The following is a 13,233-nucleotide window of genomic DNA, read 5'->3' on the forward strand; positions in this document are numbered from 1 at the left end:
TGAAACCAAAACTATTAAGCGCAAGCATAATACGGCATAGATCAATAATTCTTCAAATGCCGGAGAATGGGTATCCACGATACGGACTATGCCAAGACCTGAGGAACCTCTTACTACTCATCACATATACTATATAGTAAGAGGTTTTACTCAGGTCTGTATCATGGAGTTGCAGTTGGATAGTCTATGAAAGAAAACTACCGAAATCACTCGCTCATAGGATTTCAGAATGGCAAATTGAAACCGAATTTACTTCAAAAATTGAGACTCGGATCGTTTGCGCTACTGTTCTTGTTTACCTTTCTATCCGTTAGAGACTACCCGCCGGATAGATTTGTAGTTCCGGCCGGCTGGGCTTTTGCGGTAGCAGTTGTTCTGCACATTATTGAAGACACCCACACACATGGACTTAAAAACATTATTCTCCTTACACTAGCCCCCACCGGAATAATTTTAGCTGGAATAATCCTCGGACTCATCACCCAATGAAGCTCGCGAACAAACATATACCTCACTTTAAAAAGTATAGCCGAAGTAACTACGAACAACTAAGGGCGGCCTCTCTGTCCGGAGATATTTCATCCTTGAATGCAATGGGGATAATCAAGGAAAGAGAAGGTGACATTGTTACAGCATTTAGTCTGTACTATATGGCGTTAACGCTGTTCAAAAAATTCCGATCCAGTAAAAGACTCTACATGTGGGAAGAAAAAAACAGGAATATAATCGAGTCCAACGCCCATAGACTTTGGCTTTGTATAGACAAAGATGATTTTAAGGAACTATCTATAAACATAGAGAATGTTGAATCTGACTACGGACATGTTACTGAAATTTTTGGAGTAAGCGCTAAATTTGAAAACGGTCTGAAATATTCCTTGAAAGACCGACATTTTTATTTTGGGCATTTTTCAAAGTACTCCCCGTTTTTTTCGATGCTTCTATTTGCATTGGTACTTCAGATTTTAAATACTGTTTCAATATATTACCCTGACAGTATCGGGATGGGAAAGGTCTTTTATGACCAGATGTTTGGGATGGTGGGCGCATTTTTCATGGCCTTTTTATTTTTCGGATTTGCGCCGATAGTCAATTCTTCATGGGTCGTATGCAAAGTGTTTTTATGGATCGGATCATACTTCCTGGCCGGAGAACTCGGAGAATCCTTGGCGAAGTTGTACATCCATTATGCAATCTAATATAAACGAAAAAGAAATCATTTGGATGTGATCTTACAAGACACATGTATGATGATTTGAACCGTTGCAGCTCAAAAACACATTAGACAGTGAGACATGACCGGTAAAAGGCTCCTGACAAGTGCTGATTGAGTGTTTAGCAACAAATATTATTGCTTATAGGCCGGGTACTCAGAGATATTTCACCCGTAAAGCAACAAGAAGCCCCAGAAACCCTGTAAAAATTATTGTCCCGAAAATCCCCAGAAAAACACATGCAAGACGTCCGCCTCGGCTCGTCGTCCTATATGAAAGATGCCCCCATGCCATTATACAGGTCGTCCCCAAACCAAGGGGAAGCAGCATATAAATTAAAAAAATGCCTGGGTGCTCTTTCATAAAAGAAGAAAATAATGGAATCGCGGTAATCAAGGCCAAAACATAGCTTCCGAGGATTATCTTCCCGTACCCTTCATATAAAAAATCGTTCCAAAACGGGGCACTATAGCGGAGCATTTTTGTTATAAAATTCGGCCTTTCCACAGGCTGATTCAGATTGGTGGCAAAAAGAAGATCGCCATCTTCATTGTAGGTCTGATATATTCCGCAGCCTACTTCCGATTGAAATTTACCTGCTCTTATTAAAGCTTCGGTAACGGCTTTTCTTTCTGACTTATAAACGCCTACTCTTTGGTATTTATCCGTTTTTTCGTCATACCCTAAAATAATGATTTTACCTCTCGGAGCCATAAAAATATTGGGACGCGCAACAGTTACCTCTTCATTGTCAGCGTTGGCATCAAGAGGGGTAAAACTGCTCCAGTAATCAAGATATTTATCAACCGAGACGGCTGGAAAGCTCTTTGCCTCGGACTCACTGACCGCTTTAATAATTATCCCATTTACAGAAGAACAGGATATCAGAAAATACTCCAGGCCCTGCTCACCTTGTTTCTTAAAAATCAATCTACTTCCAAAGGTATCGAGCGGGCCTTCGTGGACAACGGAAAAGGAAATATTCCCGCCGAGCAATTCAGGGCACGCTCTTTTGGTTTCTCCTTCTTCCGACTCAACAACATTAATCTTTATCAGAATATCCGGTTCAGCCGTATTTAGATTTAACAAATATTCTTTTTTCTGAGGAAACCGGTTAAAGCTAACAGTAACATGATGTACCTGTCCGGCACCGGGCGCGGATTCCTCTGCAGGAGAACCATGAATCCCGGTGAGTACTTTTTTCGTTCGTAATGTAAACAAAAGACTGTTGCCAAGAATATATGCATCTTCAAAAACTGCCTGCTCATCAAACAACCGTTTGATATTCCCATTGGTGACGCGGCAGTTGGTGTGAAAATAAAGGCCTTCCCATATTGATGTAATCCCTTTGGTTGCCGCAAATACTTTCTGCATGCACTTGAGGTTTTTGGGGATAAGATTTCCCACCGCATAAACAAAGCCATCCCGGTCAGTCTCAGTCACATTCAAATTTACCAGAAAATTGTTGAGTTCATAATGACGGCCCTCATCGGAATCTTTGAATATCTCGGAACGCTTGGCCCCGGCATTCTCAAATTCCTTCATAAAGGAATCCAGAGAATCACCAGTGCCGATTGCAACAACACTAAACCGTTTGTACTTGCTGAATGTGAGCGCGTAAAATCCGATAATCAAAAGATAAAAAACAGCTGCGGCAATAGCGGTTCCCTGTCCGGCAAGATTCATATCAAAAGCAGCCCAGACAAGAAGCCCCCCCAGTCCGGTCCTTGCAAGCCACCCTGTAAACATGGCTATGCCGTAAGCCGGCACCAACACCAGGAAGGACAGAGCCTCCATGATCAAGGCCGCACCGACCCCTAAGAAAAAAACTCCCATGAGATCAGACGGCTCGGTTGAGAATGGAAAAGTAAAGAGTGATCCCAGGAAAAGGATAAATGTATACACTCCCACCGCCACCGGGGTTATATTTCTTAGATGTCGATGGGTGCTGTGGAATAGAGGCAGGCAGTGCTGTTGCATAATATGTTAACTTATTCTAGAAGCGCACTTCACACAGCATTCCTTCAGGAACTTCTGTCAGAGAACTTGCCGAGCCTTGTGTCGGTGTGCCTCCGCCTGCCCCAAGCTGGGTTCCTCCGGCGCCTTTTTTCTTGTTCATAATTTCCAGAAGCATCCCCTGATATTGTTGGAGCTCCTGCTCCTTCATTTTTATTGCTTCCTTGTTCTGCTCAGGGTTCTGTTTCAGCTCTTTGAGTTCTTTTTCTATCTCTTTGATTTTTTCCTGTATCATTTTAAGCATCTGGTCTTCTTTAGACACATCCTGGAGTACTTCCTTTGAAGATTTTTCAATCAATTCATTTGATTTTTCCAGACCTTCTGCGGAGATGCTTACAGTGTCGCCGATTTTGCCGTCAATATTTTTCCTGTCGGAGTCTTCATCGCTGACATCCGGTTTTATCTGCGGAAGCTTGAATGCTGAATTGTCAAGCTGTTCAGCTATGGTTGTTCCGATTCTAATATCAAAACCCATATTTCACCTCCTTAAGTACTTATTCTTATTTTGTGCATCGGTTTTAATTAATATTTCTTTATACTCTCTTAATGTTTTTCTGAATAATAGTTCTATACCCAAGAGCCCAGCGAGAAGGGGAGCTTACTTTACGCAACTGCCGGAAAAAGGTAGCCTTCGATTCCGACTGTTGCGCCGTGGCTCTTTCCGGGTGGGATTTTCTGAAAATCGCATCTGATGTGTGGGCATGATGGAGAACTGTGTCCTGACTGTTCTGAGGCGCACGCGCGAGATGTTTTAAAGACGGAGGGCAATGGGTGTCGCCGGTAAGGTGGAAAATGCGACTGGGCTGTTTTTTTAGGAGAATCCATGGCCGATTCAATTTGCTCTGAGATCTTGGTAAAATTTATTTTGTTGTTATGAAAATTGACTTCACTAGCAGAAAAACAACGTGGATAGTCCTGCTGCTTATTGCGCTGGTACCGCTTCCATCCATCCTTAGCTATATGCAGCGTTTTGTTGTGAGAAACGGCATAGTCACGGCATATCTGTACGATGTGAAAGCTCCTATTGACGGTACGGTCAATGATCTTGCGGTGACACCGGGCAGTATCTGTCCGAATAGACCTGCCCTGCTGCTGGGCAACCAGCGAAGGACCGGCCAGTATGAAAATCTTGAACATGAATTGAATGCCCTGAACGGAATCCTCGCAACTCATAAAAAACAACTTGCGGACTACATCCGGAAAATGACGCGGGATATCGACCAGAGCCTTGCCATTCTTAAGGCCCGGCTTACGGCCGAAGAAGCCGACCTGAAAGAATCGGGACAGCGGCGTTCCCGGACACTCAAACTGGTAGAAGCTTCCGTTGCCGCCCAGCAGGAGGCCGATCAGGTTGAAGCGGAGTACAGCGGCGACAAGTCGAAAGTACGTTCCACTATTCTTGAGATAGAGCAGCTTGAGCAACGCAGGGAAATGTTGTCCCAGGGGCTTTTCCCGCAGGAAATGTCCGACGGAGTGCTTCAGGTGCAGGAGCAGATTAATAAGCTGGAGTTGAGCATTCTGGCAACTAAGCGGCGCATGACTGAAGCTGAAACAGCTTCTAATTCCTGTGCTGCGGATTCTGTAAATGCCCGTATGTCCAGAGCGTCCATTGTAATTCCGGAAAGTGGTGTTGTCTGGGATGTGAACGTGCAGAACGGGATGGAGGTTTCCAAAGGGGATAGGCTCCTTTCCTATATAGATCGCAGCCGCCTTATGGTCGAAGTAGCGGTTGACGACGCAACCCTTGAACTTATCGAGCCCGGATGCGGAGTCAGGATTCGCATCTTCGGAAGAAGTGATTTTATCGAAGGGACAGTTTTTCGGGTAATGGGCTCGGGGGCGGTCTGGCATGATGATGTTTTTGCCGCAGCCATAAGGGAACGTTCCGCACGGGACGGTCATGTGCTGGTGGAGTTCAAGGATAAACAGCTTTTCAATTCCATTGAGAAATTCTGCTGTGTCGGGCGCACCGCTTATGCTGAGTTCGAGGGCATAGGGCTTGTGGAACAGTATTTCGGTACTTTCCTGAGGTAGCATGATGAGGAAATGCGATCTGACTCCCGACCAGCGATCCAAGGAAAAGGCCATACTCAAGGCGATCATCCTTGATACTTCTGTCCTGTTTCTGCTTACAGGGGCAGGTCTGCTTTCCGGTTCGCTCACCGCCCTCTCCGAAATAGTCCGTTTTGCCCTGCTGCTGACCATTGAATACGCCACCTATGCGGTTTTGAAACGGGCCCACCGGGAAGGATTCAGTGAATTTGAATACGGAACAGGCAAAATAGAGCGCATAACAAATCTGCTGGTGGCGTTCGGCCTTATTCTGAGCAGTCTGTATATCTTTTCCCGGATCATCAGCATGGATGAGGGCGCTCCTATTTCCACAACCGCCTTGATGCTGACAATTATCGGCGGAACTCTCAATATGATGATCAACTATTACTGCTCGGTGGACTTTATCCGTTCCAATGAAAAGGAAAAATCAGTCATCGTTTCTTCGCAGATAGCCGCTCGCATCGCCAAGAGCGTGGCTTCGGCGGTGGTGCTTGGCGTGTTGATGCTGACCCTGTGGCTGCCTGATCCCAGGTCGGCACGGATTGTGGATCTTATCGGGTCCGTTTTTCTGATCGGTTATATGCTGATTATCGCGTACGGATTGATCCGGGAAAGTCTTCCGGAAATACTGGACCGGACCATCCCGGAGCCGGAACATTTTCAGATAATCCGTGTGCTGGCCAAATATTTCGATAATTATGACGGGTTCAACGGATACAAGGCCAGACGTTCGGGCAAGGACTTGTTTATACTGATCAATCTTGCATTCCACCCGGAAAGGACAATGGCGGATGTGCAGAAGAGAACGTTGCCGATCATGCGAGATCTGGAGACGGAACTGCCCGGAGCCATTGTAACCGTAGCCCCTGAACTAAGCGCTGCAAAAGTGTGATAGCGGCTCCATTTTCATGAGCATTGTGGAAGCCTGAATTATTAAAGGATCAGGAGCGGCATTAACCTGGAAGGCCGCTTCTGATCCTTTTTTTGTCGTCTGGAAGGGGGTTAACCTGAGACGTTTGTTATCTGGTCCGGTCCCGGATTATTTGAGGCGGGCAGTGTAGTCCTGCTGATTCAGCAGATGGCTTTTGTCTGCGTCTTCGGCGATGGTGATGCGCAGCATCCATCCGTCCGAATAAGGAGAGGTGTTGACCAGTGAAGGATCGTCTTCAAGGGCTTCATTCACTTCGGTCACGGTTCCGGTTATGGGCATGTGCAGGCTGCTTACAGCCTTGATGGATTCCACGGTTCCGAATTCTTCATCGGCCGAAAAGCCTGAACCTGCGGAAGGCAGATCAACAAAGGCCACTTCGCCGAGCTGATCCTGCGCAAAGTCGGTAATGCCGACTACGGCAGTGTTGTCATCTGAAATGCGTACCCATGTATGTTCACAATGATAGAGGATGTCATCCGGAAAAGTAAGTTCACTCATGTTGTCTCCTTATGGTTTGGACGTTGGCGATAATCTTAAATCACCTGTTAAAAGTTGCCGTGATTCCAAAACGCTTGGTGCTGCCTGCAGGAGGCTTTTGCTAAAGCTCGCCTAGCGGCCTCTGAGCCAGCCCTCGCAGACTTCGTAGAGTCCTTCCGCAAGGGTGGGGTGGGCATGGATGGTGTGGGCCAGATCTTCTGCGGTAAGCCCTTTGTTTACAGCCAGTGCCGCTTCGGAGATAAGGTCCGTGGCGTGAGCGCCGGCAATGTGTGCGCCGATGATTCTGCCGCTTTCCTTTTCGCAGATGATTTTGAACATGCCCGGCAGTTCGCCCATGGCCTGGGCCTTGCCCAGTTCACGGAACTGGAATACCTGCGAGCGGACGTCAAAACCCTTAGCGGTTGCTTCGTCTTCGGTAAGGCCCACTGTTCCGATTTCCGGGGAGGAGAAAATTCCTGCGGGTACTACGCTGTAATCGAGTTCCCGTTCCTCGCCGAAGCAGTTGTCAACGGCACACAGTCCCTCTGCGGAAGCCACATGGGCCAGCATGATCCGGGAAGGTCCGAGAACATCGCCTATGGCGTATATGTTTTCGGCGGAAGTGCGCATTTTGCCATCGGCTTTGATCCAGCCGCGGGCATCGGTTTCAACCCCGGCAGCTTCGAGGTTCAACCCTTTGGTGTTCGGGGTGCGGCCAACGGCGACGAGTACGACTTCGGCTTCCATGGTGGAGTCCTCGCCGGTTGCCCCTTCCACAAACGGAGACGGTCCCAGCACACAGGAAACCCTGCCGCCTGCACTGGTTGCGCTTTTCACTGTTTTTGCAAGTTCTACACGGATGCGGTGTTTTTTGGCCTCGCGCTGGAGCAGGCGACTCATGTCCGCATCCACCGAAGGAATGGGGAGCAGACGGTCCAGACCTTCAACTATGGTCACGGAGGTTCCGAAGGCCCGATAGATGAAGGCCAGTTCGCAACCGATTACTCCTCCGCCGACAACAATCATGCTTTCGGGAACGTGGTCGAGATTCAGGGCGTCATCGCTATTGATAATGTGTTTGTGGTCTACAGGAAGTGAAGGCAGATCAAGGATGCCGGAACCTGTGGCGATGATGATTTTGTCACTCTTGATTTCTTCCGTGCCTTCTTCGGAGCGTACCAGTACTGTACAGTTGTCGGCGAATTCGGCGGCACCCCGGACAATGCGTATTTTAAGGGAGGCACAGGTCTTTTCCAGTCCTGTGCAGAGAACCTTGCGTACGCGTTCCTTGCGGGCAACCACTGCTGCCATGTCTGCCTTGAAGCTGACCGCTTCATCCGTGGATGCGGGAGTGATTCCGAATTCGGAAAGACGGCCTGCTGTTTCCATGGCTTCAGCCGAGGCCTTGATGGTTTTGGTCGGAACACAGCCCTGGTTGAGGCAGGTTCCGCCCATTTCGGACTTTTCGACCAGTGTGACGGAGGCTCCGCGGCGAGCGGCTTCAAACGCTGCGATGTAGCCGCCCGGACCCGCACCTATGATCGTGATGGATGACATTGTTACTCCTGTTTTTAAAACTCGGTTCCTGAAAGCCGGTCCGGATCAGTCTTCTTCAAGATGCAGATTGTAGGTGATGGGGAAAGCATTGTGCAGGGAAGCGGTAACCAGACAGCCTTTCTGCATGATTTTTTCCACGCGATCAAAGATGAACCCGAAATCTTCGTCCATGTGCACGGTCACATCAAGGGTGATGCCGACTACACGGGCGCGTTTTTTTTCATCAATGCCGGTTTCAAGGGTGGCGGTGCCGGTAATGCGGTCATATTCTGCTCCGCGGGTTTCAAGAGCTTTGCCCAGCGCGCCGCAGAAACAGTAAAGGGCCGATGAGGCCAGCAACTGCTTGGCGGTGCCGCCGCGTTCGTCTTCAGGTATTCCTTCATGATTGATGACAATCTCGCCGAGAACTTTTGAGCCGGTGTCGATGGTCTGTTTGTCACCTTCACGGTTATATGAAACAGTTAATTGAGCCATGTCTGTTCTCCATTGTGATTTTTTAGACAATTTCAGTCGGCGCCTCACTAACAGTATTCGTGCCAATGGCCTTATATCTAATTATTGCAGGCAATTAAGCGCGCTTTAGTTGAGAGCGGAGGTTTTTTTTTACAGGAATCAGGGGTTGTAAGCGACAGTTGTGTCGCGTAATGGCTGGAGAAAATGTGAATATCGTAGTGAACAGATGCTTTTGCGGCCTGGTGACATGCGTGTCGTGTTCGGCCTTGCCGTATTTGGTTTTGGCTTTTCTGCAGCCTGATTTTTGGGTAAAGTTAAATGATAACAGCGTGTTGTTTTTAGCGACAAAGTTGTCCGTGCAAACTGTAATCAGTCTGCGTCAAAGCCTGCATGTTGCAGCTAAAAGTGGACGCAACGTGGGCCAAAGTGACTCGGTTTCGTAATGGTTGCTCCTGTGGACCTGTCGCCATCTTATTATAGATGTTTCTGTCGGCAGGGTGTTATCATAATGCCTGATTGTCACTGAAGATACTGTCGGTCAGGTATAAATCCATGAGTGCATGCTTTTTAAAACATGACATTTATTTCACTGTGCCGACAGAAATGTCGTTTGTGCGTATTTCCTTTGAAAAAGCCGGAATTTGCTTTTTGCGGAGGTCTTTACGACATTATAGTCGTATTTCGGCATGAACAGGGCAATAAGCTTTTGCGCTTACTTTCACAAGCGGTACGCGTGTTTCCGTAACTATTCGATTTTTGGCCCGCAAATTGCTCAGTGGGGCGGAATGCAGCTGCAGCGCATTAATACCGGACAGCCGTAAGGCTGATGGTGGCACAATCAACAATGCTGTTAAATTAACTGACTGTATACCAATAGTTGCAAGCGTACTGACTTAGGGAGGAAGTATGGCTACAAATGATAATGGAGCAGGAGCAGATCTCCGCCCCGATTTGAAGATCCTTGTCCCGGCAACACTGGTACTGATCGGTATCATTGCCTGTTCGATTCTGTTTACCGAGGCAAGTGAAAAAGTTCTCAAAACGGCATATGCCGTTTTCACCCATAACACCGGCACCTTCTATCTCTGGGTGACTGTTCTGATGATGTTTCTGGCCTGCTTCTTTATGTTCAGCGGCTATGGAAATATCAAGTTCGGCGAAGAGAATGAAAAGCCCGAGTTCAACAACTTTTCATGGGTCTCCATGATGTTCTGTTCCGGTGTTGCCGGAGCGGTCATGTTCTGGTCGATAGTGGAACCGCTGTTCAACCTGGCTTATCCGCCCAAGTTTGCAGATCCGTTGAGCCGTGAGGCTTTCGAGTGGTCAATGTCCTATGTGCTGCTGCACTGGGGACCGGTCACCTGGCCCTGGTATGTGGTTACGGCCCTGCCCATCTGCTACATGTTCTACAAACGCAAAAAACCTGTTCTCAGAATCAGCTCCGCTGCCGAGCCTGTTCTCGGCAACAAGGTCAACGGCGGCATCGGCAAGGGGATCGAGGTGTTCTTCATCATCGGCCTCATGTTTTCCAATGCTGCGGTTATGGGCGTTTCCGTGCCCATCGTAAACCACGCCCTGGCCATGACTCTCGGCACCGAGCCCAGTTTTACAATGGAAATGATCATACTTGGCATCAGCGCCGTGATCTTTACCGCCAGTGTTTCCATGGGGCTCAAGAAAGGAATCAAGATTCTATCCGATGCAAACGTGGTCATCGCGCTTGCCATGGTTTTCTTTTGCCTTGTCGCCGGTCCCACCGTGTTCATCGTGGACAACTTCACCAACTCAATCGGTCACATGATGAACAACTTTTTCGGTATGATCTTCTGGACCGATCCTTATACCAAGGGAACCTTTCCGCAGGACTGGACCATTTTTTATGCTCTCTGGATGGCTTCCTACGGTCCGTTCATGGGCCTGTTCATTGCCCGCATTTCCCGCGGACGCACAGTGCGGCAGGTTATCGGACTGGGCCTGGCCGGTGGTATTGCAGGTTCATACATGATTCACGCCGTGTTCGGTGGATACACAATCTACGCCCAGCTTAACGGCATAGTCGACGCAGTAGGCATTCTGAAGGCCAGCGGCGGACCGGCCGCGCTAGTGGCCGTGCTCAACACTCTGCCCGCCGGAACATTTGTTCTGGTCGGATACTGTGTGTTCTCCACCATCTTCCTCGCAACCAGTGTGGATTCCTGCGCCTACGTCATTTCCTGTGCGGCAACCACCAGACTTGTTCCCGGTTATGAACCCACCCGCGGACACCGCTTCTACTGGGCCGCCATTCAGGCCGGCCTGGCTCTGGCGGCCATTACTCTCGGCGGACTCGGACCGGTAAAGATATTCGCTAACTTCTCAGGAGCGTTGATGCTCATCCCCATCGCCTTCGTGGTCGTGTCCTGGTTCAGGATGATCAAGGAAGACAATGCGCTGATGATGTGCTGCACCCCTAAAAAATAAAAACAATACCGCGTACGGGGTTAGGCCCCTATTTACCTGATGTGATTGGTCAGGGGTCTTGCTCTACGCGGTGCTAAAAAAGATAAGTATTCAAATTAAAAGGAGAAATGTCATGGCAGACAAAGCTAAAAGAGTAGCCCTGCTCGGATTTGACTGCGCCATCCCCAAAAGGCTCAAAGCTCTGATGGATGAAGGTGCACTGCCCAACTTCAAAAAATTTGCCTCTGAAGGTTCTTATATGACTGAAGGATTCAACATGCCTACAGTTACACCTCCTTCCTGGGCAACAATCTGCACCGGTGCTTACCCCCGCACACATGGTGTGGAGGATTACTACTACTATAATGAGGGAGAATCCCTGCATTTCTCCAAGTGCGTTCAGGCTTTCGGCTCTGAGATGCTCACTGCTGAAACCATCTGGGACGCATGGGACAAGGCCGGAAAGAAATCTCTGGTTGTAAACTACCCCACATCCTGGCCTTCCAAGCTCAAGAACGGCATCATGGTTCAGGGCGAAGGCCTTTCCCCCGCTGAGCACCGCTGGCAGATCGAAGGCTACGAACACAAGGAATGGCTGTGTGCCGAATCCTGCGTATCCACCGATTTTTATCCTGTCGGCGTACAGGCCCGTTTTGAGGAAGCAGACGGCTGGAAGAATATCCCCGAAGAAATCGAAGATCAGGAACCTCTGGAAATGGCCATCCCCATGCATTTCGGCCATGCCATGGATCCTCTTGAACCCCAGACCTGGTACGGCCTGACCTGGGAATCCGATGACGACGGTTACGACGTCTTTGCACTTTGCCCGGAAAAAGACTTTTCCAAAGCTTTCTTCACCATCAAGCCCCGTGAGTGGAGCGGTGTTGTAGCACACAGTTTCATCATCAAGTCCGACGGCCGTACCGAGCCCGGCTACTTCCGCTGCAAGCTGATGGAGCTTTCCGACGATGCTGAAGATTTCAAACTCTACATCTCCGGCATCAACGGAACTCAGGGCTACTGCGCACCTGCTGACGCTCTGAAAAACGTTGATTTCACCAAGAACATCATTGCCAACGACATGGGCTTTGTCGGTTTTGCCAACGGCATCATCGATGATGAAACCATCATTGAACTGGCTCAGTTCCACTCCGAATGGATCACCGAAGTTATCACCACCCTGATGAAGGACAATCCCGATTGGGATCTGCTCTACATGCACACTCACCTCATCGACTGGTTCTATCACGGCTTCCTCGACAAAATGGACAGCGCGGATGAGGAGATCAGAGAACACGCCTTCAACCTTGAACGCGCCATTTATCAGATCGAAGACAGATTCCTCGGTAAGATGATGGAGTGCCTGCCGGAAGACGCCCTGACCTGTCTCATTTCCGACCACGGTGCCACCCCCATCGGACCGATCCTCAACACTGCCGAGGCTCTCAAGCAGGCCGGACTCACCGCATATGAGGCCCGCAACGCCGATGCAGCCGGTTCCGTTTGGGAAGAATCCGAAGGTTTCAACTACGACCTCATTCCCGAGAAATCCAAGGCTGTGCCCCAGCGCTACATGTTCGTATACGTAAACCTCAAGTCCAAGTACCCCGGCGGTATTGTCGAGGACGAAGATTATGAAAAGGTACGTAACGAAATCATCGATGCTCTTTATGACTACAAGCATCCCGAAACCGGCGAACGTCCGGTAATGTGCGCCATTCCCAAGGAAGACGCCAAGGTCTTCGGTATGGGCGGCGAGCAGTCCGGTGACGTTGTGTACGTTCTCAAACCCGAATACATGGCTGAGCACGGCTACGGTTTCCCCACCGGCGAATCCGGATGCGGTTCCCTCAAGAACGTCATGATCTGGCGTGGCCCCGGAGTTAAAAAAGGTTACGTATACGACCGTCCCCGCTGGCTGGCCGACGTTGTTCCCACCTTCTGCCACGCAACCGGCAACCCGGTTCCCGCAGATACCGAAGGTGCTGTCTGCTACCAGATTTTCGAGGACCACAAATCTTAATTTTCAACACCCCATTGGTTAACACCCAATACTCGTGACCGGTGCGGCCTTTCCTATGGGCCGCACCG

11 protein-coding genes are annotated in these 13,233 nt (G+C 49.1%); 6 read left to right on the plus strand and 5 right to left on the minus strand.

All coding sequences use genetic code 11. The features are described from left to right. Positions 1-186 precede the first annotated feature (186 nt). Both ACKU4E_RS14895 and ACKU4E_RS14900 read left to right on the plus strand, forming a co-directional pair. Positions 187-489 carry a hypothetical protein gene (locus tag ACKU4E_RS14895; protein ID WP_320171873.1) on the plus strand — a complete coding sequence of 101 codons (303 nt, stop codon included), beginning with the start codon at positions 187-189 and terminating at the stop codon, positions 487-489. After that, complete coding sequence (locus ACKU4E_RS14900; RefSeq protein WP_320171874.1) at positions 486-1,199, plus strand: hypothetical protein; 714 nt, start codon at positions 486-488, stop codon at positions 1,197-1,199. The genes ACKU4E_RS14895 and ACKU4E_RS14900 overlap by 4 nt, the downstream gene beginning before the upstream one ends. A gap of 171 nt (positions 1,200-1,370) precedes the next feature. Here the strand turns inward: ACKU4E_RS14900 and ACKU4E_RS14905 are convergent, their stop codons facing one another. After that, complete coding sequence (locus ACKU4E_RS14905; RefSeq protein ID WP_320171875.1) at positions 1,371-3,119, minus strand: hypothetical protein; 1,749 nt, start codon at positions 3,117-3,119, stop codon at positions 1,371-1,373. 91 nt (positions 3,120-3,210) lie between these two features. Beyond that, positions 3,211-3,705: a hypothetical protein gene (locus tag ACKU4E_RS14910; RefSeq protein ID WP_320171876.1), complete on the minus strand. Its 495-nt coding sequence runs from the start codon at positions 3,703-3,705 to the stop codon at positions 3,211-3,213. A gap of 398 nt (positions 3,706-4,103) precedes the next feature. Here ACKU4E_RS14910 and ACKU4E_RS14915 point away from each other — a divergent pair, with 398 nt between their 5' ends. Then, a complete protein-coding gene (locus tag ACKU4E_RS14915; protein ID WP_320171877.1) occupies positions 4,104-5,264 on the plus strand; it encodes an HlyD family efflux transporter periplasmic adaptor subunit in 1,161 nt (386 codons plus the stop codon). A 4-nt stretch (positions 5,265-5,268) separates the two neighbouring features. Further along, positions 5,269-6,177 (plus strand): cation transporter, encoded by a 909-nt coding sequence (locus tag ACKU4E_RS14920; RefSeq protein WP_320171878.1) that lies wholly within the window; start codon positions 5,269-5,271, stop codon positions 6,175-6,177. Between the two features lie 147 nt (positions 6,178-6,324). Here ACKU4E_RS14920 and gcvH read toward each other — a convergent pair whose 3' ends face one another. The 3 genes from gcvH to ACKU4E_RS14935 form a co-directional block, all read right to left on the minus strand. Continuing rightward, on the minus strand, positions 6,325-6,714 hold the full coding sequence (gcvH, locus tag ACKU4E_RS14925; RefSeq protein ID WP_320171879.1) for a glycine cleavage system protein GcvH: 390 nt from the start codon (positions 6,712-6,714) through the stop codon (positions 6,325-6,327). 111 nt (positions 6,715-6,825) lie between these two features. Further along, on the minus strand, positions 6,826-8,250 hold the full coding sequence (gene lpdA / locus ACKU4E_RS14930; protein ID WP_320171880.1) for a dihydrolipoyl dehydrogenase: 1,425 nt from the start codon (positions 8,248-8,250) through the stop codon (positions 6,826-6,828). Positions 8,251-8,295: 45 nt separating this feature from the next. Continuing rightward, the gene (locus ACKU4E_RS14935) at positions 8,296-8,724 is read right to left on the minus strand and encodes an OsmC family protein (protein ID WP_320171881.1); all 429 of its coding nucleotides are present in this window, start codon (positions 8,722-8,724) and stop codon (positions 8,296-8,298) included. An 885-nt stretch (positions 8,725-9,609) separates the two neighbouring features. On the opposite strand from ACKU4E_RS14935, the gene ACKU4E_RS14940 reads away from it, so the two are divergent. Together ACKU4E_RS14940 and ACKU4E_RS14945 are read left to right on the plus strand one after the other, a co-directional pair. Next, positions 9,610-11,163, plus strand: coding sequence for a BCCT family transporter (locus tag ACKU4E_RS14940; RefSeq protein ID WP_320171882.1), 1,554 nt, complete (start codon positions 9,610-9,612; stop codon positions 11,161-11,163). Between the two features lie 112 nt (positions 11,164-11,275). After that, on the plus strand, positions 11,276-13,165 hold the full coding sequence (locus ACKU4E_RS14945) for an alkaline phosphatase family protein (RefSeq protein WP_320171883.1): 1,890 nt from the start codon (positions 11,276-11,278) through the stop codon (positions 13,163-13,165). The last annotated feature ends 68 nt before the right edge of the window (positions 13,166-13,233 follow it).

The organism is Maridesulfovibrio sp., from assembly GCF_963677005.1.
Taxonomy (GTDB): domain Bacteria; phylum Desulfobacterota; class Desulfovibrionia; order Desulfovibrionales; family Desulfovibrionaceae; genus Maridesulfovibrio.

What these genes read in the sequence shown, in the direction of transcription:
- ACKU4E_RS14895 (WP_320171873.1), top strand. Translation starts at nt 187, where the DNA reads ATGAAAGAAAACTACCGAAATCACTCGCTCATAGGATTTCAGAATGGC.
- ACKU4E_RS14900 (WP_320171874.1), top strand. Translation starts at nt 486, where the DNA reads ATGAAGCTCGCGAACAAACATATACCTCACTTTAAAAAGTATAGCCGA.
- ACKU4E_RS14910 (WP_320171876.1), bottom strand. Translation starts at nt 3,705, where the DNA reads ATGGGTTTTGATATTAGAATCGGAACAACCATAGCTGAACAGCTTGAC.
- ACKU4E_RS14915 (WP_320171877.1), top strand. Translation starts at nt 4,104, where the DNA reads ATGAAAATTGACTTCACTAGCAGAAAAACAACGTGGATAGTCCTGCTG.
- ACKU4E_RS14920 (WP_320171878.1), top strand. Translation starts at nt 5,269, where the DNA reads ATGAGGAAATGCGATCTGACTCCCGACCAGCGATCCAAGGAAAAGGCC.
- gcvH (WP_320171879.1), bottom strand. Translation starts at nt 6,714, where the DNA reads ATGAGTGAACTTACTTTTCCGGATGACATCCTCTATCATTGTGAACAT.
- lpdA (WP_320171880.1), bottom strand. Translation starts at nt 8,250, where the DNA reads ATGTCATCCATCACGATCATAGGTGCGGGTCCGGGCGGCTACATCGCA.
- ACKU4E_RS14935 (WP_320171881.1), bottom strand. Translation starts at nt 8,724, where the DNA reads ATGGCTCAATTAACTGTTTCATATAACCGTGAAGGTGACAAACAGACC.
- ACKU4E_RS14940 (WP_320171882.1), top strand. Translation starts at nt 9,610, where the DNA reads ATGGCTACAAATGATAATGGAGCAGGAGCAGATCTCCGCCCCGATTTG.
- ACKU4E_RS14945 (WP_320171883.1), top strand. Translation starts at nt 11,276, where the DNA reads ATGGCAGACAAAGCTAAAAGAGTAGCCCTGCTCGGATTTGACTGCGCC.